The sequence below is a fragment of the Shinella curvata genome (genome assembly GCF_022899935.1).
GTDB lineage: Bacteria > Pseudomonadota > Alphaproteobacteria > Rhizobiales > Rhizobiaceae > Shinella > Shinella curvata.
In genome coordinates, this window is record NZ_JALJCJ010000001.1 from 1,010,563 (window position 1) to 1,033,791 (window position 23,229).

Here is a 23,229-nt window from a genome sequence, read left to right on the forward strand (position 1 = left end):
AGCAGGACGCGACATGCAGGCAATCCGCACCTATGTGATCAATCTCGACGGCAGTGATGCCCGACTGGCCGGCCTTCGAACAAAACTCGAAGCCTTCGGTATCGACTTCGAACGTGTCGCAGCGGTGGACGGCCGCGCCTATGACCTGGCATCCCTGCCGGACTACGACCTTGCCGCCGCCAAGCGGTTCATGGGTCGCGGCCTCGTCGGCGGCGAGATCGGGTGTTACTACAGTCATCTGAAGGCAGCGAGGACATTCCTTCAGTCAGACGCCCGCCACGCACTCGTTCTCGAGGACGATGCCGAGCCCCTCTGCAATGTGCTGGAACTACTCGAAGCGGCGTTGCCGGATATCGACGCCCTTGATCCCGACTGGCTTCTCCTCAATGTCGGCAACAACCGGCTGAAACTCGGCACCGCCATCGAGGAATATCCGGTGGGAAGCATGACCTTCGAACTCGTCGCCGCGCATTATTTCCCGATGACGACGAACGCCATTGTCTGGTCGCGCGAAGGCGCGCGGCGTTTCGTGACAGAGCATGCGACGATTTTTGCGCCGGTCGACAACTTCTTTCGCTATTGGCTGACACGGGAAGGACACGGATACAGCTTCCGGCCGGCCCCGGTCACGACCACGGGAGCCGACAGCCTCATTTTATCGGACAAGGGCGCGCGCCGTCAGACCGGCAATCGTTCGTGGTTCTATCAACTGGTGAAACAAAAGCGGCTGGCGGAAGAGAAACTGCTGGCCTGGCGAAAAAAGAGAAACTTCAGGCTTCTGCGCAAGCCGGTCGCGGGCGAAAAATGAACATTGCCATTTACGATACATCCATAGCCTCCCCCAATGTCGGCGACCAGATCATCATGGACGCTGTCAACCGCGAAATCGAGGCGATGTTTCCCGACGCCTTCGTGGAGCGCATCCCGAGCCATGACCGTGTCTCCGTCCGTGGCCGGCGTATCCTCAAGCACGCAGATTACGTCATCGCCGGCGGCGCAAATCTGCTCTTCTCCCACTGGACAAGGCAGCGGCACTGGAAAATGGGATGGCGTGACCTCCCTCGGATGAAGAACAAGCTCGTTCTGCTGGGCACGGGCTGGGCCGCCTATGCCGACCCTCCGGATTTTCTGACGGCCCGGATCTATCGAAGCCTTCTCTGCGACAACGCCCATCAATCGGTCCGCGACGCGTATTCCGCACGCTACCTGTCGGCGGCCGGGATCAAGAACGTCGTCAACACCGGCTGCCCTACCCTCTGGCAGCTGACCCCCGCCCACCTCGCCACGGTTCCTCAGAACAAGGCGCGGGATGTCGTGGCGACTTTGACGGACTATGCTCCGGCGCCGCACGAAGACCGCCTCATGCTGGAGACGCTCAAGAGGCAGTATCGCAACGTTCATGTCTGGATTCAGGGAAAACAGGACAAGGCCTACCTGAACTCCCTTGGAGTGACAGGTCTGCGCGAGGTCGCGCCGCATCTTTCCGCCTACGATGCGCTCCTACGCTGCGAGGATGATCTGGATTTCGTCGGCACGCGCCTACACGCGGGCATCCGGGCCCTTCAATCGGGACGACGCAGCATCATCGTCAGCGTGGACAATCGCGCGCGCGAAATGGGGCGCGACTTTAGCCTTCCGATCATCGAGCGCTCGGACATCTCAAAGCTGCAGGACCTGATAGAATCGGCGATGCCCGTGGCGATCACGCTTCCGCAGGAGCAGATCGATCTGTTCAGAACACAGTTCTCGCGGCGCTAGCCGGGCGCCACGGCCTATAGCTCGACCAGCCCGACCTTCTTGACCTGGCGGATCGTCAGCATCGTGCGCACGGTATCGACCTGCGCATTGGCGGTCAGTTCCTCGATGACGAAATCCTGGAAGCGGGTCAGGTTTTCGGCGACGCAATGCAGCAGGAAGTCGCTGTCACCGGAGACCATCCAGGCCTGGCGGACCATCGGCCATTCACCGGTCGCCGCTGCGAAAGCCTTGAGATTGGCTTCGGACTGGTGCTTGAGGCCGACCATGCAGAAGGCGACGAGATCGTAGCCGAGGGCCGGCGCGTTCAGCATCGCGGTATAGCCCTCGATGATGCCGGCCTCCTCCAGCTTGCGCACCCGGCGCAGGCAGGGCGGCGCGGAGATGCCGGCGCGCGCGGCCAGCTCCACATTGGTCATTCGGCCGTCGGCCTGAAGTTCCTTCAGGATGCGGATGTCGATGGCGTCGAGTTCGGCGCGAAACATGGGAATTGTCAGACCTTTCAGGGAGGCGACCGGAAGTGACCCGAATCGCCGCATCAGCGCAACATTGTTACCGCAAGAGGCACAAATATGTCACGCGCCTTCGCTTGCCTGTTGGCAAAGCACCCACAACACTTGAAACTATGCGCACTCCCCTCATAAATGAGCATTGAACAGAGACACGCTGGCCGCAGCCCTGGCGCAAAAGCGCCGGCGGGCCGATTGAGGGGCCTATCGCCCCGGAAGGAACGACCATGTCCGCCCGTCACGTGAAGGTGCTGATCATCGGATCCGGCCCCGCCGGCTACACCGCCGCCATCTATACGGCCCGCGCCATGCTGGAACCGGTCCTCATCGCCGGCATGGAACAGGGCGGCCAGCTGATGATCACCACGGATGTCGAGAACTATCCGGGTTATGCCGATCCGGTTCAGGGCCCATGGATGATGGAGCAGATGCTCAAGCAGGCTCAACATGTCGGCGCCGAGATCGTCAATGACCTCGTGACCAATGTCGACATGAGCGTGCGTCCCTTCCGTATCTCCACCGACAGCGGCACCGAGTGGACCGCCGACGCGTTGATCATCGCCACCGGCGCCAAGGCCAAGTGGCTCGGCATCGACACCGAACACAAGTTCATGGGCTTCGGCGTGTCGGCCTGCGCCACCTGCGACGGCTTCTTCTACCGCAACAAGGACGTGATCGTGGTCGGCGGCGGCAACTCGGCGGTCGAAGAGGCGCTTTACCTCTCCAACCTCGCCAAGACCGTGACGGTCGTACACCGCCGTGACTCGTTCCGCGCCGAACGCATCCTTCAGGAGCGCCTGTTCGCCAAGGAAAACGTCAAGATCGTCTGGGATCACGAAGTCGTGGAATATCTCGGCTCGGATCCGAAGCCGCCGATGCCGGCCTCCGTCAACGGCGTGAAGCTGCGCAACGTCAAGACCGGCGAGACGCGCGACGTGGTGACGGACGGCGTGTTCGTCGCCATCGGCCACGCGCCCGCCGTCGAACTCTTCAAGGGCAAGCTGCGCCAGAAGTCGAACGGCTATCTGTGGACAGCCGCCGATTCCACGGCGACGGACGTGCCGGGCGTATTTGCCGCAGGCGATGTCACCGATGATATCTATCGCCAGGCGGTCACAGCTGCCGGCATGGGCTGCATGGCGGCCCTCGAAACCGAAAAATACCTTGCAGGTCATATGCCTGTCGCAATTGCGGCCGAGTAGAAGCCGCCAACAAAGGGGGCGGTGACGCCCCCATGGGAACAGTTGAATCAGCGACCGGGCGGGAAGCGAGCGCTCCCCGCCTCACAGACATATGGGGGATAGAATGGCGCTCGACTGGGACAAGCTGCGGATTTTTCATGCCGCGGCCGAGGCCGGCTCCTTCACGCATGCGGCCGACAAGCTGCACCTGTCGCAATCGGCCATCAGCCGCCAGGTGAGCGCGCTCGAGCAAGATGTCGGCATCAAGCTCTTCCACCGCCATGCCCGCGGCCTGATCCTGACCGAACAGGGCGAAATCCTCTATCGCACAGCCCACGACGTGCTGATGAAGCTCGAAAGCGTGCGGGTACAGCTGACGGAAAACACCGAAAAGCCGAGCGGCAAGCTGCGCATCACCACCACGGTCGGTCTCGGCCAGGGTTGGCTGACCGACAAGGTGCAGGAGTTTCTGGCGCTTTACCCGGATATGCAGGTGCAGCTCATCCTCGACAACGAGGAGCTCGACGTGAACATGCGCCATGCGGACTGCGCCATCCGTCTGCGCGAACCGCAGCAATCGGATCTCATCCAGCGCCGGCTGTTCACCGTGCACATGCACATCTATGCGGCCCCCTCCTATATCAACCGCTACGGCGAGCCGCAGTCGATCGACGATCTCGACAATCACAAGATCATCACCTTCGGCGAGCCGGCTCCGAACTATCTGCTGGATGTGAACTGGCTGGAGATTGCCGGACGCGATTCCGACAATCCGCGCCCCTCGGTCCTGCAAATCAACAGCCAGACCTCGATCAAGCGCGCGGCCCTGCTCGGCATCGGTATCGCGATGCTGCCGGACTATATTGTCGGTCGCGATCCGGGACTTATCCAGCTGCCTGTCAGCGCCGACATCCCGTCGTTCGATACCTATTTCTGCTATCCGAGCGAGATGAAAAACTCCGCGAAACTGAAGGTTTTCAGAGACTTCATCGTGGCCAAGGCGCGCAACTGGAACTTCTGAGACAGGCATTTCGGAAGGCCTGCGCCTTATGCATGGCTGGCATGCACATTAAAAGATTGATGTATGCCCAAAAAACCATCATATCGCCCGCAGCTGATGCATTTCGGTGGCTTTTTCCTCCCAGTGCCACCGCACCAGCTGTTCCCCTCTGGAGGTTTTATTACCTTCAAAACTATAAAGGGCCCAAGTTGATCTTGCGGCCCTCTTTTTTTGCCTTGGGACAGGCGAAACAGATTTTCAACCTTGCTACGAAAGTTGGCACGCGCTTCTCTTGAAGAAACGCAAGCCCTATCCCATATTCAGTTCAGCCAATGCACATGCGGTCTTTCTCCTCCCAGTGCCGCGCGTTGGCTGTTCCCCTCTGGAGGTTCTAAAACCTTCAACCTTGCAGGGCCCAAGCTTCGCTTGTGGCCCTCTTTTTTTGCCGATTTTTCTTTGCAAGATTTTTCGGCGCGCCTCTTGTATCGGCATAGCACGAACCCAATATCGGCATTATCCGATATACACATCGCCGAGCGCCGATAGACATGACCGAACCCGACACCGACGAAATCCTCAAGGCGCTCGCCCATCCGAAGCGACTGGAGATTCTGACCTGGCTGAAGGAACCGCAGGTCCATTTCGCCGGGCAGGAACATCCTCTCGAATTCGGCGTTTGCGCCGGACAGATCGAAAAGCGTTGCGACCTTTCGCAGTCCACCGTCTCCGCCCATCTCGCCACTTTGCAGCGTGCCGGCCTCGTGACGACGCGCAAGGTCGGCCAATGGGTGTTCTTCAAACGCGACGAAGACAAGATCGCGGCCTTTCTCCACCACATCAACAGCGCCTTGTAAGCGCTCAACTCTCCCAGCCAGAAGAAGGACTTCCCATGACCTCGCTCTTCGACCCCATCAAGATCGGCGATATCCAGCTTGCCAACCGCATCGTCATGGCACCGCTGACGCGCAACCGTTCGCCGGGCGCCGTGCCGAACACGCTGAACGCCGCCTATTACGAACAGCGCGCCTCCGCCGGCCTGCTGATCACGGAAGCCACCGCCATCTCCCACCAGGGCCAGGGCTATGCCGACGTGCCGGGCCTCTACAAGCCGGAAGCGCTCGAAGGCTGGAAGCAGGTGACGGATGCCGTGCACAAGGCCGGCGGCAAGATCGTCGTGCAGATGTGGCATGTCGGCCGCATCTCGCATGACACGCTGCAGCCCGACGGCGGCAAGCCGGTCGCCCCCTCGGCGATCCGCGCCAAGTCCAAGACCTACCTGATCAATGCCGACGGCACCGGAAGCTTCGCCGAAACCTCCGAGCCGCGCGCGCTTGAGAAGGACGAGTTTCCCGGAATCATCGAGGACTACCGCCGTGCCGCCCGCGCGGCCATCGATGCCGGCTTCGATGGCGTCGAGATCCACGCCGCCAACGGCTACCTGATCGACCAGTTCCTTCGCTCGGGCAGCAACCAGCGTACCGACGAATACGGTGGCTCGATCGAAAACCGCGCCCGTCTGCTCTTCCAGGTCGCGGATGCCATCACCACGGAGATCGGCGCAGGCCGCACGGCGATCCGCATCTCCCCGGTCACACCGGCCAACGATGCCTTCGATCCGAACCCGCAGCCGCTCTTCACCCACGTGGTCGAAGGTCTCGCGAAGTATGACCTCGCCTATGTGCACATCATCGAAGGCGCCACCGGCGGTTCGCGCGAGCACCAGCAGGGCGACACGCCCTTCGACTATGCGGCGCTCCGCGCAGCCTACAAGGCCGCCGGCGGCAAGGCGGCCTGGATGGTCAACAACGGCTACAACCGGGAACTGGCCATCGACGCCGTGGAAGACGGCAAGGCCGACCTCGTCGCCTTCGGCAAGCTCTTCATCGCCAACCCCGATCTCGTCGAGCGGCTGAAGAACGACACCGTTCTCAACGCCCCCGATCAGGCCACCTTCTACGGCGGCGGCGCCAAGGGCTACACGGACTACCCGGTGCTGGAAAACGTCGCCTGACGCTTTGGGCCTTCGCGGTGGCCGTAGCCCCTTCTGACAGGCTCGCCTCACGGGGGCCGATGGAAAGGCGCATGCACCACCGGACGCCCGCGGAATCCTGCTCCGCGGGCGTTTTCTTTTTGCTTGCCTCGTCTAAATCTAGAAGGAGATAGTCGAGGAGCCCGCCGCCCATGCTCTCAAGCGCCCTGAAGGAACGTTTCCTGTTCGTCGGCCTCGCCGCCGCCATCTTCGCCTACGCGACGGAGCACAGCCTGCTGGAGATGGGGCGCCTTCCGGTGCTGATCGCCGCTTTCGCGCTGGTCGTGGCCATCATCCTCGTTTCGACGCGCATTGCCCATCATGCGGAAATCCTCGCCTCGAAGGTCGGCGATCCCTATGGCACGATGATCCTGACGCTCTCGGCAGTGCTGGTAGAAGTCGTGGTGCTCGCGATCATGATGCAGGGCGAGAGTTCGCCGACCCTGGTGCGCGACACGATCTATGCCGCCGTCATGCTCGACATCAACGGCATCCTCGGCCTCGCAGCGCTTCTCGGCGGCATTCGCCACGGAGAGCAGCCCTACAACGACGATTCGGGGAAGACCTATGGCGTGATGATCCTGACCGCCATGGGCATCTCCATGGTCGTGCCTGAATTCGTGCCGCGCGAGAGCTGGCACGTCTATTCCGCCTTCACCATCGGCGCGATGATCGCGCTCTACGGCGTCTTCCTTCGCATGCAGGTCGGCGCACACTCCTACTTCTTCAGCTATGCCTATCCCCGCGCCGAACGGAAGGAGGGTCTGCCGAGCAAGGCGCCGGACGAAAGCGAGCCCGCCACCTTCTCGATCGTCCTCATCCTCATCGGCGTGGTGCTGATCGGCGCGCTGGCGGAAGTCATGTCCGTGCTGCTGGGCGCCGGCCTCAAGGGGACGGGCGCACCGCCGGCGCTGATGGCCGTCATCGTCGCCGCCATCTCCGCCGCGCCGGAAATCCTCACAGCCCTGCGGGCGGCCCTTGCCAACCGCATGCAGTCCGTCGTCAACATCGCCATGGGCGCATCACTGTCGACGGTCATCCTCACGGTTCCCGTCATGGAGGCGATCGCGCTCTATACCGGCCAGCCCTTCGTCATGGCCATGTCGCCGACCCAGACGGTGATGGTCGCCATCACCCTGATCGCCGCCGCCATCAACCTCAACGACGGCGAGACCAACGCCATCGAAGGGATGACGCATTTCATCCTTTTCGCGACCTTCATCATGCTGACGATAATCGGGCTCTAACAAAAAACCCGCCGTTTCCGGCGGGTTCGTTATGTTGCTTGTCAGGCCGCTTACTTGCAGGCGGCGCAGAAGCGCTGGATGCGCTTGCCGGCTTCCTCGAGCTGGGCTTCCGATGTGGCGTAGGAGATGCGGAAGTTCGGGCCGAGGCCGAAGGCCGAACCGTGCACGACGGCAACACCTTCCGCTTCCAGCAGTTCCGACACGAAGTCCTCGTCGGTCTCGATGACCTTGCCCGACGGCGCGGTCTTGCCGATCAGGCCCTTGCAGGACGGATAGACATAGAAGGCGCCTTCCGGCGACGGGCATTCGATGCCCTTGGCCTGGTTGAGCATGGAGACGATGAGGTCGCGGCGGCCTTCGAAGATCTTCTTGTTTTCCGGAATGAAGTCCTGCGTGCCGTTCAGCGCTTCTACGGCCGCCCACTGGGCAATCGAGCAGGCGCCGGAGGTCTGCTGCCCCTGGATCATGTCCATGGCCTTGATCAGGTTGAGCGGGCCGGCCGCATAGCCGATACGCCAGCCGGTCATCGCATAGGCCTTGGAAACGCCGTTCATGGTGAGCGTGCGGTCATAGAGGCCCGGCTCGACTTCGACCGGGGTGGCGAACTTGAAGTCGCCATAGGTCAGGTGCTCGTACATGTCGTCCGTCAGCACCCAGACATGCGGATGGCGCATCAGCACGTCCGTCAGCGCCTTCAGCTCGTCGTGGCTGTAAGCGGCGCCCGACGGGTTGGACGGCGAGTTGAAGATGAACCACTTGGTCTTCGGCGTGATCGCCTTTTCCAGATCTTCAGCCTTCAGCTTGAACTTGTTTTCCTGGGTCGTCGCGACGAAGACCGGCGTGCCGCCGCACAGCGAGACCATTTCCGGGTAGGAAACCCAATAAGGTGTCGGGATAACGACTTCATCGCCCGGATTCATCGTCGCCATGAAGGCGTTGAAAAGAATCTGCTTTCCGCCCGTGCCGACGATCGTCTGCGCGGCGGTGTAGTCGAGGGCGTTCTCGCGCTTGAACTTCTTGACGATGGCCTCACGCAGTTCCGGGATGCCGGCAACGGGCGTGTACTTCGTCTCGCCGCGGTTAATGGCGTCGATGGCGGCCTGCTTGATATTGTCGGGTGTGTCGAAATCGGGTTCACCCGCGCCAAGCCCGATGACGTCGCGGCCCTTGGCTTTCAATTCGCGCGCTTTCTGGGAAACGGCGATGGTGGCGGAAGGCTTCACACGGGAAAGGGCGTCGGCAAGAAAGGCCATGATGGAGAGGTCCTCATCGGGTTCAAAGGCGGCTCAGGCCATGGACCCGGAGCGTCGGGCTCCATAGCGGTTAGGTCTATGTCGAATGTGCGCAGGTCTTGCAAGCGCGATAGGCGAAAAAAGCGGGAAATGCCGGGCAACGCGCGAAATTTCATGGGCGCCATCAACGCTGCGAATGGATGGAGCAGTCCGCCGAAAGCAAAAACACCAATAGGTTGAAGCGATGCGAAACAATCGAGATTTTTACGCGAAAGATTAGGCCCGCATTAACGGGTGTGGCGTAGGATCGCGGCGTCGGGATCGTCAACTGATGGTGCGCTGCATGAGCATCTTTTCCAATCTCGTCCGGCAGCCGGACGGCGCCTTCAGTGCTCTTTACGGGCCCTATCTTCTGCAATCGGCGCTTCAACCGATCTTCGCCGAATGGCCGGACGGGCGTTTACAGATCGCCGTGCTGAAGGGTCTCGTGCGCGCCAGCACCAATGGCGTGCCGTGCTCGCCGACCGACTTCTTCCAATATGTACCGGAAGGCGAGCGTGCGGCGGTGGACGGCCTTTGCCGCAGCCTGCATATCCTGAACGCCGGCACGCTCGGTCGTCGCGATGTTGCCCTCATCGTCAATTTCAACGGCGGGCTCTACATGACGCCCCAGGCGATCCGTCAGGAGGTCGAACGTCTGCGGCTTTCGGCGCACGAGGCCGGAATGGCACCGGCACGCATCGCCTGCGAGATCCGCGAACATCCCGAAGACGACCCCGACGTGCTCGCCCATTTCGCCTCGCGGCTGCATGAAGGCGGCTTTTCCATCGCCATCGACGACTATACCGGCGAGGACCACGACCTCGCACGGCTCCAGAGCCTCCAGCCTCAGTTCGTAACCTTCGATACGGCCTGGCTGCAGGATTTTTCCGAAAATTCCGCAGGCCTCGCACTGCTACGGGTTCTCATCGGCCAGTTCGCCCGCAAGAACATCCGTGCCATCGTCACCGGAATAGAAGAGCCCGAGATGGTCGCCCGCTGCCGTGACATGGGGGGGCCGTTGATGCAGGGCTATCTGCTCGCTCGTCCGGAAATCGCCCCGACGAGCTTCAACCTCGCCTTCCCCGAGCTTGAGGACGAACCGCAACAGATTGTCGGCGAAGACCCTTTTGCAAGCCATCCGTCAATGCCAGAACCACGCGCCCTGCGGCCCGTCCGGCAGTTCGGCAAAAGGGGCGCCTAAAACGGGAAAGCAGGCCGTTCTATTCGCCGCAAGGAGCTGAAAATCCTGCCTTTGCGACCCGCCATCTTTTCGCCACAATAAATGTCGGCCCTTGCCGCAATTCGGTCCTTGTCACGCCGATTTCGACGGGCCTTTTCAGCACTGCGAAAAGCGAAACAGACTGGGGGACGACGATGTTTCTGGATGATGAGAAGGCAGGCAGCCACCCGAAGGCGCGGGAATCGCGCGCACTGTTTCTGATCGCCATGACGGCGCTGGTCGCCTGCATTGTCATGGTCGTCGGCCTGATGTCGCCGCCGCCAGCCGCAATCGGCCTCGATGCCATCACCACGTCGGGCATCCCGGCGGCCGCTTCGCAGCTCGACCCCACGCAAAAGTGACCCCGCCCGCCGGCATCGCCCTTGAAAGCGCCCCGGCTCTAAGCCAGTTATCGGCAAAGGGCAGGAGAATGCGATGCGTTGGCATGGACTGGATTTGAAGAGCATTTTTGCGGGCACGGTGATCCCCCTCCTCCTCGCAGCTTCCCTCGGCACCGCATACGCCGCCGACCCCGTCGAAATCCCCAGCAAGAAGGTTCCGCTCGTCGTCGAGACGTTGGCAACCGGTCTCAGGCAGCCCTGGTCCGTCGAGGCCCTGCCCGATGGCGGCTATGTCGTTTCGGAGAAACAGGGTACGCTGCGTCTCGTGAAGGATGGCAAGGTTTCTGCCCCCATCGCCGGCGTGCCGACCGTCGCGACCGAGGGCCAGGGCGGCTTGCTCGATATCGCACTCGCACCGGATTTTTCCTCCAGCCGCACACTCTATTTCACGTACAGCGCCCGCGGCGACGGTGGTGTCGGCACCGCCCTGTCCAGGGCACGGCTGTCGAACGATGGCACGCGGCTCGAAGACGAAACCCGTCTCTTCCTGATGAACCGCCTCACCACCCGCGGCCAGCACTTCGGCTCGCGCATCGCCGTAGCCAAGGATGGCAGCCTGTTCTTCGGCATCGGTGACCGCGGTGAGCAGATGCGCGCGCAGGATCTGCGCGACCACGCCGGCGCCATTCTGCATGTCAATCCGGACGGCACCCCGCACGGCGACAACCCCTTCCTCGGCACGGCCGATGGCCTGGCGGAAATCTGGTCCAAGGGCCATCGCAACCCACAGGGCCTGACAATCGACCCCAAGGACGGCACGCTGCTTTCCGCCGAGCACGGCGCACGCGGCGGCGACGAGGTGAACCTGCCGCAGCCCGGCCGCAACTACGGCTGGCCGCGTGTCTCCTATGGCCGGCACTATTCCGGTGCGGAATTCGAGCTCGGCTCCGCCGCCGAAGGCTACGAGCCGCCGCTCTATTACTGGGACCCGTCCATCGCACCCGGCGCGATCGCCGTCTATCGCGGTGCGATGTTCCCGGAATGGGACGGCAACCTCCTGGTGGCGGCGCTGAAGTTCCAGTTGCTCGCCCGGCTGGAACGCGACGAAAGCGGCGCCGTGATCTCGGAAGAACGCCTGTTCGATGGCCAGTTCGGCCGCATCCGTGACGTCGTCGTCGCCCCTGATGGCGCGCTCCTGCTGCTGACCGACGACGCCGATGGCGCGTTGCTGCGCGTCTCGCGCGCCGTCGCGACAGAATAGCCCTGCTCGACGGGAAACCGTACAGCTACGGTGGAGGCTGACGGCCCCTCCGGCCTTATGCCGTTTCGCCGCAATGTCTGCCCTGGAACTCGAACCGGAGTTCTACACGGCCGCGGCAGCCGCCCGTCCCTCCAAGTATGATGCTGTTGGGGCGCCGCTGCATGTCCTTTGGCACCGCAATATAAATCATACTAAAACGAGCAAAGCCTCGTAAAATCTGCGGTATTTTTCGGCAATCGCCCGGAAATTGGCCAAAGTGAGGCGTGCCCCGCGCATGTTAAAACTTTTGCTTGCCAATTCAAGATAAACACATCAATCTTGCGCCGTTCGGGCAATTTGCGAACACGGGAAGACCTTGAATAAAAGCGCGCCGGAGACGCGAAATAATTCCGGGCAGCCAAGATCTGGATGATTCCTCTGGGATCATGCGGTTGGCTGGCTGCGGTGAAAACAGGACCCTTTCCTCAACCTCGAGAACTGCCTGCCTAACGCCCTTCGGGGCAAAACTAATGCTGCCCGCCGCCAATATACGGGCAGAGAGAAAAGGACCTGACGCATGGCCGAGACTGGCACTGTTAAATTCTTCAACACCGAAAAGGGCTTTGGCTTCATCAAGCCCGACAACGGTGGTGCGGATATCTTCGTACATATTTCCGCTGTACAGGCTTCCGGCCTGAACGGCCTTTCCGAAAACCAGAAGGTAAGCTTCGACACGGAACCCGATCGCCGCGGCAAAGGCCCGAAGGCGGTCAACCTGCAGATCGACGGTTGAGCCGGAACAATCTCAGGATTTTCAAGTTGAAGCCCGGCAGCGATGCCGGGTTTTTTTATTCAGCCTCGGTTCAGCCTCACTCTTCTAGTTTGCTGCCTATCGAACCGGCAAAGGGCCGGATCAAAAGGATCGACGTCATGAACAATGTCCTCAAAACAATCGTGCTTTCGCTTGCCGTTGCCGCAACGACGCTCACCGCAACGGCCGGCGTCGTCGAAGCGCGCGATCGCAACCGGGATGGTTACTGGCGTGAAGGCGACAGCGGCTATCGCCACGACCGCCCGCGCCGTCATCACCGCAACCATCGTGACCGCGATGCCCTTGTCGGCGGCGCACTCGGCCTTGCGACAGGCGTGATCATCGGCGGCGCGCTGGCTTCGCAGCCGCGCTATTCCGAACCCCGCTATGTCGAGCCGGATTACTATCCGGAGCCGGAACCCCGTGTGATCTATCGTCGACAGCCCGTCTATGATGCGCCGAGCTACGAGCCCTGGACCCAGTCCTGGTATGATTATTGCTCGCAGCGCTACCGCTCGTTCAACCCTCGCAGCGGCACCTTTATCGGCTATGACGGCCGCGAGCATTTCTGCACCGCCGGCTGATCCGGCCTGCAAGTCCATCGAAGGCGGGCGCCATGCGGCGCCCGCCTTTTTTGTGTCCCGGCTTTTGCGTCAAAGCCCTTTCAGATAGGGGTTCGTCCGCCGCTCTTCGCCGATCCGGCCACCCGGCCCGTGGCCGCAGAGGAAGCCAACCTCGTCGCCCAGCGGGAAGACCTTGTCGCGGATGGAATCCAGCAATTGCTGGTGGTTGCCGCCAGGCAGGTCCGTGCGGCCGATGGAACCCTGAAAGAGTACATCGCCGAGATGGGCGAAACTCTGGTTGCGGTTGAAGTAGATGACATGACCCGGCGCGTGGCCGGGCGTGTGGTAGACCTCGAATTCGTGCGCGCCGAACGAGACCGTGTCGCCGTCTTCCAGCCAGCGGTCCGGCACGACATTGCTGACCTTCATAGGCACACCGAACATCGAGGCCTGCGCTTCCAGCCGCTGCAGCAGCGAGAGATCATCCTTGTGCGGGCCGATGATGTCGATGCCGAGCGCGTCCTTCAGTTCCTTGGCGCCACCGGCATGATCGATATGGCCATGTGTCAGCCAGATCGCCTTCAAGGTGATGCCATTCTGATTGATGGTGTCGAGGATCACCTCGACGTCACCGCCGGGGTCGACGATCACGCCTTCCTTCGTCTCCGTATCGAAGAGAATGGTGCAGTTCTGCTGGAAGGGAGTGACGGGAATGATACCCGCCTGAAGCATGCCCATGGGGTCCTCGCTCGATTGCCGCGTTGCGACCGGTATAGCCGCTGCGCCGCACGAAGACCAAGATGAATCAACGCAGGCTCGCCATCTCCTGCGAACCGGCATGGGCCGGGACGGTTGCCAGCGTGGGCGAGACTGTCGAGATGAGCAGCGCGACGACGGCAAGGTTGATCGCGATGTAGACGAAAGCCACCGGGCGAAGGCTCGCGGCGACGGTATTCTGCGGTTTCATCGAATTGCGCTGCATTGGTCTGTTCCCTGAACCCTGCGTGGCGGCGATATGCGCCATCTGTTATCTGATGTTTACAACGGTTCAGGAGTCCGGACTGTTCCGGCAGGAACAGCTAATACAGGCGATTGTGGCATCAATGCCACAGTTTTCAGAGAGGCAGGGCCGTCGTCTCCTTCAGGGTATCGAGCACGATCGCCGTCTTCACATGCGAAACGGATTCATGCGGCAGCAGGACGTCATTGACGAAGGCCGACAGCGCCTTGAGGTTCGGTACGACGACCTTGATGATGTAGTCCATCTCTCCCGTCAGCGAATAGGCCTCCAGCACCTCCGGCAGACTGGAGATTAACTTCCCGAACCGCACGGCGTTGTCGCGGTTGTGTGTGGCCAGCGTCACCGTAACGACGATGACGATGCCGAGATCGAGCTTTTCGCGGTCGAGCTCCGCCCGGTAGGCGCGGATGATGCCCTCCTCTTCCAGCCGGATGCGCCGGCGCGAACATTGCGAGGGCGAGAGATTGATGCGCTCGGAAAGCTCGTTGTTCGTCAGCCGAGCGTCCTCCTGCAGATGTGCGAGCAGTTTACGGTCGAAAGCATCAAGATGCACGATTCTACCCCATATTCATCAATCCACGCATGAAGTTCGCATGGATTTGTAAAAGCGCAAGTACTATGCACACACATTGCATGGTAAACGCGCCATACTGCCCTTCATAGTTTTCGTGGAGGACGAACGATGGGCCCTTTCCCGCATGATGCACCGACGGCAGTGATCTCGGCCGACAACCCGGCCGGCACCGATGGCTTCGAGTTCGTCGAGTTCGCCCATCCCGAGCCGGAAAAGCTCGAAGAGCTGTTCTCCCGCATGGGCTACAGCAAAGTCGCCACGCACCGCTCCAAGGCGATCTCCGTCTGGCGCCAGGGCGACATCAACTACATCGTCAATGCCGAGCCCGGTTCGCATGCCATGACATTTGCGGGCGAACATGGCCCCTGCGCCGCCTCGATGGCCTGGCGCGTGGTCGATGCCAAGCATGCTTTCGAGCACGCCGTCTCCAAGGGCGCGACGCCCTATGAAGGCAACGACAAGGCGCTCGACGTTCCCGCCATCGTCGGCATCGGCGGCTCGCTGCTCTATTTCGTCGAGAAATATGGCGCCAAGGGCTCCGCCTATGACGCAGAGTTCGAATGGACGGGCGCACGCAACCCGAAGCCTGCCGGCGTCGGCTTCTATTTTCTCGATCACCTCACCCACAATGTCTATCGCGGCAATATGGACAAGTGGTGGGATTTTTACCGCGAGCTCTTCGGCTTCAAGCAGATCCATTTCTTCGACATCGACGGCCGCATCACCGGCCTCGTGTCGCGCGCCATCACCTCGCCCTGCGGCAAGATCCGCATCCCCTTGAACGAATCCAAGGACGAGACGAGCCAGATCGTCGAGTATCTGAAGAAATACAAGGGCGAAGGCATCCAGCACATCGCCGTCGGCACGGACGCAATCTATGACGCTACAGACAGGCTCGCCGACAACGGCATGAAGTTCATGCCCGGACCGCCGGACAATTATTACGAGCGCTCCTATGTCCGCGTTGTCGGCCATGAAGAGCCGGTCGAGCGTATGAAGAAGCATGGCATCCTCATCGACGGCGAGGGTGTTGTCGACGGCGGCATGACGAAAATCCTGTTGCAGATTTTCTCCAAGACCGTTATCGGGCCGATCTTCTTCGAATTCATCCAGCGCAAGGGGGACGAAGGATTTGGCGAGGGCAACTTCCGTGCGCTCTTCGAATCGATCGAGGAAGACCAGATTCGCCGGGGCGTCATCGCAGCAGAATAAAAACCGCGGCAACCAAGCCATGCGGGGAAGGAAGAGGCGGCCGTCTTGCGGCCGCCTCTTTACATTCGCGACATCTGAAAAACCCGGTGTACTTCGCACACGGGCAAATTGACTTATCCCAAATTTATCCGCACGTTGAAGGTGCCGAATTTTTCGGCGACGGGTGCGCGGGCTCCAGATCGCGCTCCGGTAGCGAGGCAAGTGTCCGACCCGGCCACTCTTTTTCCGGGCGGACCTTTCGGAGGGGAAGTCATGGAAGCATTGATGCCCATCATCACGCAGATCATCGCCGGCGCCGTTGGCGGCAACGTGGCGGGTGCCGCCCTGAAACAGGCGGCCGTCAGCGTGATCGTCCGCACCATCGTCGGCGCCATCGGCGGTATCGGCGGCGGTTTTCTTCTCCAGATGCTCGGCGGTGAAGCAGGCCTCTCCGGCCTCGTGGCCAACGGCATCGGCGGCCTCGTCGGCGGCGGCGTTCTGACCGGCATCGTCGGCGCGGTCCTCGGAAAGAAATAACACCCTCCCCGGCGCGGCTCTCCCCGCGCCTGCCAATCCATACAACGCCCGCCAGGCACGCCTGAGCGGGCGTTTTTGCCGGCTTGACTCTATAGGTCAATTGTCCTAATTCTCGACTTAGGACAATCGACCTAGAGAGAAGTCATGCCAGCGGAAAACACACGCCAGCATATCGTCGATGCGGCCGACCGGCTGTTTTACGAGCAGGGTTTCGAGGCGACGTCATTCGCTCACATCGCAAAGGCCGTCGGCCTGTCGCGCGGCAACTTCTACTATCACTTCAAGTCGAAGGACGAGATCCTGACCGCCGTCATCGCTTTGCGTCTGGCAAAAACGCGGCAGATGCTCGAGACATGGGAAAAGGCCGAAGCGCCTGCCGACCGCATTCGCAGCTTCATTCACATCCTGATTATGAACCGCGCGAAGATCATGAGTTACGGCTGCCCTGTCGGCACACTTTGCAGCGAACTCGCCAAGCTGGATCACGTCGCCAAGGACGAGGCGACAAAACTCTTCACGCTCTTCCGGGAATGGCTCGCCGGGCAATTTGCGCTTCTCGGTCGCGCCGGGGATGCCGACCGACTGGCGCTCCATGTCCTCATGCGCAGCCAGGGTGCCGCGACGCTTGCCACGGCTTTCCGCGACGAGGGCTTCGTCGAACGCGAAGTCGCCGATATGACCGCCTGGCTGGACGCCCAGCATCCCCGCCCCCTGCACGCCTGAAGGAGAAGACATGTTTCTCGTCACCTTGAGATTTTCCGCCAACAAAGCCAAGGCCGCCGCATTCATGGAAGGCCATAATGCCTGGATCCAGCGCGGCTTCGACGACGGGATCTTCCTGCTGACCGGCAACCTCCAGCCCAGTGCCGGCGGCGCGGTGCTCGCCCACAATGTCTCACGCGCCGACCTGGAGAGCCGGGTGAAGGACGACCCGTTCGTTGCGGAAGACGTCGTCAGTGCCGAGATCCTTGAGATCACGCCCGGGCGAACGGACGAGCGGCTGTCCTTCCTGAAAGGATGAGACCCCAACGAAAAACGCCCGCGGCGGGGCCGCGGGCGTCTGTCATCTCAAGAGGGAGAAGACTTATTCGGCAGCTGCAGCGACCGGATAGACTTCCTTCATGTAGTCGTTCATCAGGTTTTCCGAGATCGTGCCCGGCGTGAAGCGGTACGGGCCGACTTCCGAAACCGGCGTCACTTCGGCGGCCGAGCCGGTCAGGAAGCATTCGGAGAAATCCGACAGTTCCTCGGGCAGGATCGCCCGCTCGACGACCTGATAGCCCCGGCGCTTGGCCAGCTCGATCACCGTGCGGCGGGTGATGCCGTCGAGGAAGCAATCCGGCACCGGCGTATGGATGACGCCGTCCTTTACGAAGAATACGTTGGCGCCGGTCGCTTCCGCCACCTGGCCGCGATAGTCGAGCATCAGCGCGTCCGCATAGCCCTTGGCTTCGGCGGCGTGCTTGGAGATCGTGCAGATCATGTAGAGGCCGGCGGCCTTCGACTTCGATGGCGCGGTCTTCGGGTCGGGGCGGCGGTACTCGGCGATATCGAGGCGGATGCCCTTCAGCTTCTCGGCCGGATTGAAGTAGCTGCCCCACTGCCAGATGGCGATGGCGACGTTGATGCGGTTGTTCTGCGCTGAAACGCCCATCATCTCCGAGCCGCGCCAGGCGATCGGCCGCGCATAGGCCTCAGAGAAACCCTGGCGCTTCAGAAGTTCGACAGTCGCCGCATCCAGCTCTTCAACGGAGTATGGAATTTTGAAGCCGAGGATTTCGGCCGACTTGTGCAGGCGCTGGTTATGCTCGGTGAGCTTGAAGATACGCCCGCCATAGGCGCGCTCGCCTTCGAACACCGCGCTCGCATAATGCAGGCCGTGCGTCAGCACATGAATCTTCGCGTCCTTCCAGTCGACGAATTCACCGTTGAACCAGATTTGCCCGTCCAGCTGATCGAAAGGAACTGCCATGGTGTCATCCTCCGGCGCTCGCACGCCATTCTTTCTGTTGATTGTTTCGCCAGTTGCGGTCTAACCAGAAACAGGCAGGATTACCTGAGTATAGGATAATCCTGATTGGCAGCCGGGAAAACATCTCACAACGGCGCCCGGAACCGCAATTTACGGTGCGGACCCTAACAACGGTGAAAAAATATGTCAATAATACTGACGTATTTTTCCATAAATTACGCGGGGACGGCAAGGCATGAAAGGAAATGACAACGTGGCCCGACAGATGCCGGACAAACACGGCGCAGAGGAGCTGCACCATGACGTGATGACGGGTGACGGGCGTATCGACTTCGAGATCATCGAGGGCCTGTTCTTCGCCTATCGCGATTTCATTTCCGATCCGGACGCCATTCTGGCAACGAGCGGCTTCGGCCGCGCGCATCACCGGGTCGTGCATTTCGTCAACCGCGAGCCGGGCATGACGGTGGCGGACCTGCTCGACACGCTGAAGATCACCAAGCAGAGCCTGGCGCGTGTCTTGAAGGAGCTGATCGATTCCGGCTATATCCAGCAGGTGGCAGGCCCCGAGGATCGCCGCCAGCGCAAGCTCTACCCGACACGGACCGGGCGGGAACTTGCCCTTGCGCTCGCCGAGCCGCAATCCCGCCGCATCGCCCGTGCATTTGAAGACATGAATGCGGGCGACCGCCGAGCGGTGGTGAAATTCCTCGCCGGCATGCAGAACGCCAAGAGCGATTGAGAAACGGACAGGAGGAGAAGACGATGACCGCTGCCGGCGCGCCCTCCGATGATGCATCCCACCTGCTGGTCGTCGACGACGATACCCGCATCCGCGAACTCCTGAACCGTTACCTCAAGGAGCAGGGGTTTCGCGTGACCGTCGCGGGCGATGCGGACGAAGCCCGGCGAAAGCTGCGCGGTCTCGATTTCGATCTCATCATCATGGATGTGATGATGCCCGGCGAGAGCGGCCTTGCATTGACCAAGAGCCTGCGCGACATCCGCCCCGTGCCCATCCTCATGCTGACGGCGCTCGCCGAGTCGAACGCCCGCATCGAGGGGCTTGAGGCCGGCGCCGACGACTACCTTTCCAAACCCTTCGAACCGCGCGAACTGGTGCTGCGCATCAACAATATCCTCAAGCGCAACACGCCGCCGACCACGCCGAAGATCGAACAGGTCATGTTCGGGCCCTATACCTTCTCCATCGTGCGCAAGGAGCTGAAACGCGGCGGCGACGCCATCCGCCTTACCGACCGGGAGCAGGAGATCATGCTGCTCTTTTCGCTGCGTGCAGGCGAAACGATCCCGCGTCACGAGCTGATCGGCGAAGAAACAGAAGTGGGTGAACGTACAATAGACGTGCAGATCAATCGCCTGAGGCGTAAGATCGAGGACGATCCATCCAACCCGGTGTGGCTGCAGACTGTGCGCGGCATCGGCTACCGATTGAGCGTAGAGCAGGGCTGAACGTGCGTAATTCCAGGCAATTCCAGGAACAGTGTGAAGCGTTTTTCCGTTTGGAATCGCCTCAACACGCGATTTTGGAAAAATCGGTCCGATGACCACGTTCGAGACCTTCAAGCGCGATATCGAGCGCGCGCCCGCGGCCGGCTGGAAGCGTGTGGCACGCTGGCTGCGCCGGCAGTTGCCGACAGGGCTCTATGCGCGCTCGCTGCTCATCATCATCATACCGATGGTCCTGCTGCAGTCCGTCGTCGCCTTCGTGTTCATGGAGCGCCACTGGCAACTCGTCACGCAACGCCTTTCCATGGCCGTCACCCGCGACATTGCCAGCGTCATCGATCTCATCGAGACTTACCCGCAGGATGCCAACTATTCCGAGATCACGCGCATTGCACGCGAGCGGCTGGAGCTTATCATCTCCATCGAACCCGGCACGGAACTGCCGCCGCCGCGCTCCAAGCCGTTCTTCAATATCCTCGATGAAATCCTGAGCGAGGAAATCGTCCGCCAGATCCGTCGGCCGTTCTGGATCGATACTGTCGGCGAGAGCAATCTTGTCGAAATCCGTATCCAGCTCGACCAAAAGATCCTGCGTGTCTATGCGCGACGCAGCCAGACCTATGCCTCGAACACGCACATCTTCCTGCTCTGGATGGTCGGCACGTCGCTGGTACTGATCACCATCTCCATCCTCTTCCTGCGCGGCCAGATCCGGCCGATTCTCGCGCTGGCGCGGGCGGCCGAGAGCTTCGGCAAGGGCCAAAAGATGCCGGATGACTTCGCGCCGCGCGGCGCCGACGAGGTACGGCGCGCCGGCCTTGCCTTCATCCTGATGCGCGAGCGCATCGAGCGGCAGATGGAGCAGCGCACGGCGATGCTGACCGGCGTCAGCCATGACCTGCGCACCATTCTCACCCGGTTCAAGCTGCAGCTGGCGCTCGCCGGCGACAATCCCGACCTGCAGGGCCTCAACAAGGATGTCGAAGACATGCAGACCATGCTCGAGGGATACCTCGCCTTTGCCCGTGGCGACGTGGAGGAAGACGTCAGGGAGATGCGTCTCTCGGACTTCTTCGACAAGCTGGCCATGGAAGCCGAATTGCACGAGCGCGCCTTTTCCAGCGACATCGACGGCGAGGACGAGGTCATGGTGCGGCCCAACGCCTTCAGCCGGCTTGTCGGCAACCTCGTTTCGAATGCGCTGCGCTATGCCAAGACCGTGCATGTCGAAGCGCGCCACCGCGCCAAATGGCTGACGATCACCGTCGACGACGACGGACCGGGCATTCCGGAACGCTCGCGTGACGACGTGTTCAAGCCGTTCTTCCGTCTCGATGAGGCGCGCAATCTCGACGCTTCCGGCACCGGCCTCGGCCTTGCCATCGCGCGCGACATCGCCCGCAGCCACGGCGGCAACGTCACCCTGTCGGACAGCCCCATGGGCGGTCTGCGCGCCACCATCCGCATTCCCGCCTGACGGATTTCCCCATGAGCAGCTTCGATCCCGACAACCTGACATGGCTCAACCCGCCACGCGACTGCGAGCTGCGCGACGGACATCTGCATGTTTACACCACTCTCAAAAGCGACTTCTGGCAACGCACCTACTATGGCTTCACACCCGACACTGGTCATTTCCTGCATCGCGGTTGGGCGGGTGATTTCACGCTGGAGACCACGTTTCGCGGCGCTTACGGCATGCTCTACGATCAGGCTGGCCTGATGGTCCGCAAGGATGAAAACTGCTGGATGAAATGCGGCATCGAATTCACCGACGGCGCAAAACACTTCAGCGTCGTCGTGACGCGCGGCCATTCCGACTGGTCCGCCTTCCGCATCGAGCACGACTTCGATCTTATTTCGGTGCGCGTGACACGCAACGGCGATGCGTTGTTCATCCAATACCGGACAGATGCGATGACGGAATGGCGTATGGCGCGCCTCGCCTATTTCCCGCCGGAGTTTCCGGATGTGTCGGTCGGCATCATGGCCTGTTCGCCGCAGCGCGAAGGCTTTCTGGCGGAGTTTACGGATTTCCGCCTCGGGCCGCCGCTATCGCGCGATATTCACTAGGCAGCCCGGCACACCTTTGCAGCGGCTCTGCGCAGATCAGCACATCTTCTTGCCGTTCGGCACCGCTTGGCCAACACCGGCCAGCACGATGGCGCCGGTCTCGTCTTCGAAACCGAGCGTCAGAACCTCCGAACGCACCGGCCCGATCTGGCGGGGCGGGAAATTGACGACGGCAAGCACCTGGCGACCGACGAGCTCTTCCAGCGTGTAATGCACGGTGATCTGCGCCGACGACTTCTTCGTGCCGATCTCAGGACCGAAGTCGATCGTCAGCTTGTAGGCGGGTTTGCGCGCCTCCGGAAACGGCAGCGCCTCGATGATCGTGCCGACGCGAATATCGACCCGCTCGAAATCGGGATAGGTAATAGTCTCGGACATGGAAGCTTCCTAGAAGAGCCGGCTCAGCCCGCCAGCTCCTCGGCACGCGTGCGTGCGGCCGCGATGGCCTTGTCGAAGAGAGGCTGCATGCCATCCTCGGCCATGAGAATGGAAAGGGCGGCGGCCGTGGTGCCGCCGGGTGACGTCACGTTCTGGCGCAGGCGGCTGGCGTCGTCGGGGGACTGGTGAAGCAATTCACCAGCCCCCGCGACGGTTTCCCGTGCGAGACGCATGGCGAGGTCCGCCGGCAGGCCCGCTTTGCGGCCTGCCTCCGCCATGCACTCTACGAGATAAAAGACATAAGCCGGGCCGCTGCCCGAGACTGCCGTGACGGCGTCGATATCGCCCTCGGTCGCGACCCATTCGACGGGGCCGCTGACCTTGAGCAGGGAATGCACGACATCGCGCTGCGCTGCGGTGACGCGCGCATTGGCGAAGGCACCGGTGACGCCACGGCCGATCATGGCCGGCGTGTTGGGCATAGCGCGCACGGTGGCGGCCTCGCCGAGATGGCTTTCGAGATTGGCAATGGTCTTGCCGGCGGCAACCGAGACGACGACCGTCTCCGGCCCGACGAGACCCTTCAGCGGCGGCAACACCTGATCGATGACCTGCGGCTTGACCGCAACGAAGATCACCCCGGCCTTTACCCCCTCGGGCGCGGAGGTCTCGTGGCGCGCACCGTTATCGGCAATCAGCTTGGCCATGGCCGGCGACGGGCCGGGATCGATGACCAGAACGGAAGAGCCGGCAATGCCGCTCTTCAGCCAGCCCGCCAGCATGGCACCACCCATATTGCCGGCGCCGATGAGAACGATGGGACCCGAAATCGCAACAGACATTC

Annotated in this window: 28 protein-coding genes; 20 read left to right on the forward strand and 8 right to left on the reverse strand. The window is 61.6% G+C overall.

All coding sequences use genetic code 11. From position 1 onward, the window contains the following. Positions 1-13 precede the first annotated feature (13 nt). Positions 14-808 (forward strand): glycosyltransferase family 25 protein, encoded by a 795-nt coding sequence (locus MUU55_RS04750; RefSeq protein ID WP_244759598.1) that lies wholly within the window; start codon positions 14-16, stop codon positions 806-808. Next, positions 805-1,758 carry a polysaccharide pyruvyl transferase family protein gene (locus tag MUU55_RS04755; protein WP_244759599.1) on the forward strand — a complete coding sequence of 318 codons (954 nt, stop codon included), beginning with the start codon at positions 805-807 and terminating at the stop codon, positions 1,756-1,758. The genes MUU55_RS04750 and MUU55_RS04755 overlap by 4 nt, the downstream gene beginning before the upstream one ends. 14 nt (positions 1,759-1,772) lie before the next feature. Here MUU55_RS04755 and MUU55_RS04760 read toward each other — a convergent pair whose 3' ends face one another. Further along, entirely contained in the window at positions 1,773-2,240 is a 468-nt protein-coding gene (locus tag MUU55_RS04760; protein WP_023516337.1) for an Lrp/AsnC family transcriptional regulator, read from the reverse strand. A 251-nt stretch (positions 2,241-2,491) separates the two neighbouring features. On the opposite strand from MUU55_RS04760, the gene trxB reads away from it, so the two are divergent. The 5 genes from trxB (at position 2,492) to MUU55_RS04785 (ending at position 7,721) form a co-directional block, all read left to right on the forward strand. Then, a complete protein-coding gene (trxB, locus tag MUU55_RS04765; protein ID WP_244759600.1) occupies positions 2,492-3,466 on the forward strand; it encodes a thioredoxin-disulfide reductase in 975 nt (324 codons plus the stop codon). A 103-nt stretch (positions 3,467-3,569) separates the two neighbouring features. Then, positions 3,570-4,466: a LysR family transcriptional regulator VtlR gene (locus MUU55_RS04770; RefSeq protein ID WP_244759601.1), complete on the forward strand. Its 897-nt coding sequence runs from the start codon at positions 3,570-3,572 to the stop codon at positions 4,464-4,466. Between the two features lie 527 nt (positions 4,467-4,993). Then, positions 4,994-5,299: an ArsR/SmtB family transcription factor gene (locus MUU55_RS04775; RefSeq protein WP_244759602.1), complete on the forward strand. Its 306-nt coding sequence runs from the start codon at positions 4,994-4,996 to the stop codon at positions 5,297-5,299. A 35-nt stretch (positions 5,300-5,334) separates the two neighbouring features. Beyond that, on the forward strand, positions 5,335-6,456 hold the full coding sequence (locus MUU55_RS04780; protein ID WP_244759603.1) for an alkene reductase: 1,122 nt from the start codon (positions 5,335-5,337) through the stop codon (positions 6,454-6,456). Positions 6,457-6,626: 170 nt separating this feature from the next. After that, positions 6,627-7,721 (forward strand): calcium:cation antiporter, encoded by a 1,095-nt coding sequence (locus MUU55_RS04785; RefSeq protein WP_244759604.1) that lies wholly within the window; start codon positions 6,627-6,629, stop codon positions 7,719-7,721. Positions 7,722-7,771: 50 nt separating this feature from the next. On the opposite strand, the gene MUU55_RS04790 is transcribed toward MUU55_RS04785, so the two are convergent. Continuing rightward, positions 7,772-8,974 (reverse strand): pyridoxal phosphate-dependent aminotransferase, encoded by a 1,203-nt coding sequence (locus MUU55_RS04790; protein ID WP_244759605.1) that lies wholly within the window; start codon positions 8,972-8,974, stop codon positions 7,772-7,774. A gap of 322 nt (positions 8,975-9,296) precedes the next feature. On the opposite strand from MUU55_RS04790, the gene MUU55_RS04795 reads away from it, so the two are divergent. The 5 genes from MUU55_RS04795 to MUU55_RS04815 all read left to right on the forward strand — a co-directional run bounded on the left by MUU55_RS04795 (position 9,297) and on the right by MUU55_RS04815 (position 13,190). Beyond that, a complete protein-coding gene (locus MUU55_RS04795) occupies positions 9,297-10,196 on the forward strand; it encodes an EAL domain-containing protein (protein WP_244759606.1) in 900 nt (299 codons plus the stop codon). A 173-nt stretch (positions 10,197-10,369) separates the two neighbouring features. Further along, a complete protein-coding gene (locus MUU55_RS04800; protein ID WP_244759607.1) occupies positions 10,370-10,576 on the forward strand; it encodes a hypothetical protein in 207 nt (68 codons plus the stop codon). Between the two features lie 73 nt (positions 10,577-10,649). Continuing rightward, the gene (locus tag MUU55_RS04805) at positions 10,650-11,816 is read left to right on the forward strand and encodes a PQQ-dependent sugar dehydrogenase (protein WP_244759608.1); all 1,167 of its coding nucleotides are present in this window, start codon (positions 10,650-10,652) and stop codon (positions 11,814-11,816) included. Positions 11,817-12,372: 556 nt separating this feature from the next. Beyond that, positions 12,373-12,588 carry a cold-shock protein gene (locus MUU55_RS04810; protein ID WP_069058105.1) on the forward strand — a complete coding sequence of 72 codons (216 nt, stop codon included), beginning with the start codon at positions 12,373-12,375 and terminating at the stop codon, positions 12,586-12,588. A gap of 137 nt (positions 12,589-12,725) precedes the next feature. Then, positions 12,726-13,190 (forward strand): BA14K family protein, encoded by a 465-nt coding sequence (locus MUU55_RS04815; protein WP_244759609.1) that lies wholly within the window; start codon positions 12,726-12,728, stop codon positions 13,188-13,190. A 69-nt stretch (positions 13,191-13,259) separates the two neighbouring features. Here the strand turns inward: MUU55_RS04815 and MUU55_RS04820 are convergent, their stop codons facing one another. The 3 genes from MUU55_RS04820 to MUU55_RS04830 all read right to left on the reverse strand — a co-directional run bounded on the left by MUU55_RS04820 (position 13,260) and on the right by MUU55_RS04830 (position 14,746). Next, positions 13,260-13,901, reverse strand: coding sequence for an MBL fold metallo-hydrolase (locus MUU55_RS04820; protein ID WP_244759869.1), 642 nt, complete (start codon positions 13,899-13,901; stop codon positions 13,260-13,262). Positions 13,902-13,974: 73 nt separating this feature from the next. Next, positions 13,975-14,151: a hypothetical protein gene (locus tag MUU55_RS04825; RefSeq protein ID WP_244759610.1), complete on the reverse strand. Its 177-nt coding sequence runs from the start codon at positions 14,149-14,151 to the stop codon at positions 13,975-13,977. A 133-nt stretch (positions 14,152-14,284) separates the two neighbouring features. After that, positions 14,285-14,746, reverse strand: coding sequence for an Lrp/AsnC family transcriptional regulator (locus tag MUU55_RS04830; RefSeq protein ID WP_244759870.1), 462 nt, complete (start codon positions 14,744-14,746; stop codon positions 14,285-14,287). A gap of 126 nt (positions 14,747-14,872) precedes the next feature. On the opposite strand from MUU55_RS04830, the gene hppD reads away from it, so the two are divergent. From hppD to MUU55_RS04850, 4 genes are all read left to right on the forward strand, one after another. Then, positions 14,873-15,976: a 4-hydroxyphenylpyruvate dioxygenase gene (gene hppD / locus MUU55_RS04835; protein ID WP_244759611.1), complete on the forward strand. Its 1,104-nt coding sequence runs from the start codon at positions 14,873-14,875 to the stop codon at positions 15,974-15,976. A 252-nt stretch (positions 15,977-16,228) separates the two neighbouring features. Next, entirely contained in the window at positions 16,229-16,492 is a 264-nt protein-coding gene (locus tag MUU55_RS04840; protein ID WP_117366721.1) for a hypothetical protein, read from the forward strand. Positions 16,493-16,636: 144 nt separating this feature from the next. Beyond that, positions 16,637-17,215, forward strand: coding sequence for a TetR/AcrR family transcriptional regulator (locus tag MUU55_RS04845; RefSeq protein WP_244759612.1), 579 nt, complete (start codon positions 16,637-16,639; stop codon positions 17,213-17,215). 10 nt (positions 17,216-17,225) lie between these two features. After that, the gene (locus MUU55_RS04850) at positions 17,226-17,513 is read left to right on the forward strand and encodes a YciI family protein (protein ID WP_244759613.1); all 288 of its coding nucleotides are present in this window, start codon (positions 17,226-17,228) and stop codon (positions 17,511-17,513) included. Between the two features lie 63 nt (positions 17,514-17,576). Here the strand turns inward: MUU55_RS04850 and MUU55_RS04855 are convergent, their stop codons facing one another. Next, positions 17,577-18,464 (reverse strand): branched-chain amino acid aminotransferase, encoded by an 888-nt coding sequence (locus MUU55_RS04855; protein WP_244759614.1) that lies wholly within the window; start codon positions 18,462-18,464, stop codon positions 17,577-17,579. 265 nt (positions 18,465-18,729) lie between these two features. On the opposite strand from MUU55_RS04855, the gene MUU55_RS04860 reads away from it, so the two are divergent. From MUU55_RS04860 to MUU55_RS04875, 4 genes are all read left to right on the forward strand, one after another. Beyond that, a complete protein-coding gene (locus tag MUU55_RS04860) occupies positions 18,730-19,206 on the forward strand; it encodes a MarR family winged helix-turn-helix transcriptional regulator (protein WP_244759871.1) in 477 nt (158 codons plus the stop codon). Positions 19,207-19,229: 23 nt separating this feature from the next. Continuing rightward, positions 19,230-19,937, forward strand: a complete 708-nt coding sequence (locus tag MUU55_RS04865; RefSeq protein WP_244759615.1) for a response regulator — start codon at positions 19,230-19,232, stop codon at positions 19,935-19,937. A 91-nt stretch (positions 19,938-20,028) separates the two neighbouring features. Beyond that, complete coding sequence (locus MUU55_RS04870; RefSeq protein ID WP_244759616.1) at positions 20,029-21,411, forward strand: ATP-binding protein; 1,383 nt, start codon at positions 20,029-20,031, stop codon at positions 21,409-21,411. A gap of 11 nt (positions 21,412-21,422) precedes the next feature. After that, entirely contained in the window at positions 21,423-22,007 is a 585-nt protein-coding gene (locus MUU55_RS04875) for a DUF1349 domain-containing protein (RefSeq protein WP_244759617.1), read from the forward strand. A 36-nt stretch (positions 22,008-22,043) separates the two neighbouring features. Here MUU55_RS04875 and MUU55_RS04880 read toward each other — a convergent pair whose 3' ends face one another. Both MUU55_RS04880 and proC read right to left on the reverse strand, forming a co-directional pair. Then, positions 22,044-22,385: a tRNA-binding protein gene (locus MUU55_RS04880; protein ID WP_244759618.1), complete on the reverse strand. Its 342-nt coding sequence runs from the start codon at positions 22,383-22,385 to the stop codon at positions 22,044-22,046. Positions 22,386-22,408: 23 nt separating this feature from the next. After that, positions 22,409-23,227: a pyrroline-5-carboxylate reductase gene (gene proC / locus MUU55_RS04885; RefSeq protein WP_244759619.1), complete on the reverse strand. Its 819-nt coding sequence runs from the start codon at positions 23,225-23,227 to the stop codon at positions 22,409-22,411. Between the last annotated feature and the right edge of the window lie 2 nt (positions 23,228-23,229).

Bases quoted from the DNA above. Each gene is read 5' to 3' on its own strand.
- MUU55_RS04820 (WP_244759869.1), bottom strand. From the start codon at position 13,901: ATGCTTCAGGCGGGTATCATTCCCGTCACTCCCTTCCAGCAGAACTGC.
- MUU55_RS04780 (WP_244759603.1), top strand. From the start codon at position 5,335: ATGACCTCGCTCTTCGACCCCATCAAGATCGGCGATATCCAGCTTGCC.
- MUU55_RS04760 (WP_023516337.1), bottom strand. From the start codon at position 2,240: ATGTTTCGCGCCGAACTCGACGCCATCGACATCCGCATCCTGAAGGAA.
- MUU55_RS04825 (WP_244759610.1), bottom strand. From the start codon at position 14,151: ATGCAGCGCAATTCGATGAAACCGCAGAATACCGTCGCCGCGAGCCTT.
- MUU55_RS04770 (WP_244759601.1), top strand. From the start codon at position 3,570: ATGGCGCTCGACTGGGACAAGCTGCGGATTTTTCATGCCGCGGCCGAG.
- MUU55_RS04795 (WP_244759606.1), top strand. From the start codon at position 9,297: ATGAGCATCTTTTCCAATCTCGTCCGGCAGCCGGACGGCGCCTTCAGT.
- MUU55_RS04810 (WP_069058105.1), top strand. From the start codon at position 12,373: ATGGCCGAGACTGGCACTGTTAAATTCTTCAACACCGAAAAGGGCTTT.
- hppD (WP_244759611.1), top strand. From the start codon at position 14,873: ATGGGCCCTTTCCCGCATGATGCACCGACGGCAGTGATCTCGGCCGAC.
- MUU55_RS04880 (WP_244759618.1), bottom strand. From the start codon at position 22,385: ATGTCCGAGACTATTACCTATCCCGATTTCGAGCGGGTCGATATTCGC.
- MUU55_RS04750 (WP_244759598.1), top strand. From the start codon at position 14: ATGCAGGCAATCCGCACCTATGTGATCAATCTCGACGGCAGTGATGCC.
- MUU55_RS04855 (WP_244759614.1), bottom strand. From the start codon at position 18,464: ATGGCAGTTCCTTTCGATCAGCTGGACGGGCAAATCTGGTTCAACGGT.
- MUU55_RS04805 (WP_244759608.1), top strand. From the start codon at position 10,650: ATGCGTTGGCATGGACTGGATTTGAAGAGCATTTTTGCGGGCACGGTG.
- MUU55_RS04775 (WP_244759602.1), top strand. From the start codon at position 4,994: ATGACCGAACCCGACACCGACGAAATCCTCAAGGCGCTCGCCCATCCG.
- MUU55_RS04860 (WP_244759871.1), top strand. From the start codon at position 18,730: ATGCCGGACAAACACGGCGCAGAGGAGCTGCACCATGACGTGATGACG.
- MUU55_RS04840 (WP_117366721.1), top strand. From the start codon at position 16,229: ATGGAAGCATTGATGCCCATCATCACGCAGATCATCGCCGGCGCCGTT.
- MUU55_RS04785 (WP_244759604.1), top strand. From the start codon at position 6,627: ATGCTCTCAAGCGCCCTGAAGGAACGTTTCCTGTTCGTCGGCCTCGCC.
- MUU55_RS04755 (WP_244759599.1), top strand. From the start codon at position 805: ATGAACATTGCCATTTACGATACATCCATAGCCTCCCCCAATGTCGGC.
- proC (WP_244759619.1), bottom strand. From the start codon at position 23,227: ATGTCTGTTGCGATTTCGGGTCCCATCGTTCTCATCGGCGCCGGCAAT.
- MUU55_RS04870 (WP_244759616.1), top strand. From the start codon at position 20,029: ATGACCACGTTCGAGACCTTCAAGCGCGATATCGAGCGCGCGCCCGCG.
- MUU55_RS04865 (WP_244759615.1), top strand. From the start codon at position 19,230: ATGACCGCTGCCGGCGCGCCCTCCGATGATGCATCCCACCTGCTGGTC.
- MUU55_RS04845 (WP_244759612.1), top strand. From the start codon at position 16,637: ATGCCAGCGGAAAACACACGCCAGCATATCGTCGATGCGGCCGACCGG.
- MUU55_RS04850 (WP_244759613.1), top strand. From the start codon at position 17,226: ATGTTTCTCGTCACCTTGAGATTTTCCGCCAACAAAGCCAAGGCCGCC.
- MUU55_RS04875 (WP_244759617.1), top strand. From the start codon at position 21,423: ATGAGCAGCTTCGATCCCGACAACCTGACATGGCTCAACCCGCCACGC.
- MUU55_RS04800 (WP_244759607.1), top strand. From the start codon at position 10,370: ATGTTTCTGGATGATGAGAAGGCAGGCAGCCACCCGAAGGCGCGGGAA.
- MUU55_RS04790 (WP_244759605.1), bottom strand. From the start codon at position 8,974: ATGGCCTTTCTTGCCGACGCCCTTTCCCGTGTGAAGCCTTCCGCCACC.
- MUU55_RS04815 (WP_244759609.1), top strand. From the start codon at position 12,726: ATGAACAATGTCCTCAAAACAATCGTGCTTTCGCTTGCCGTTGCCGCA.
- trxB (WP_244759600.1), top strand. From the start codon at position 2,492: ATGTCCGCCCGTCACGTGAAGGTGCTGATCATCGGATCCGGCCCCGCC.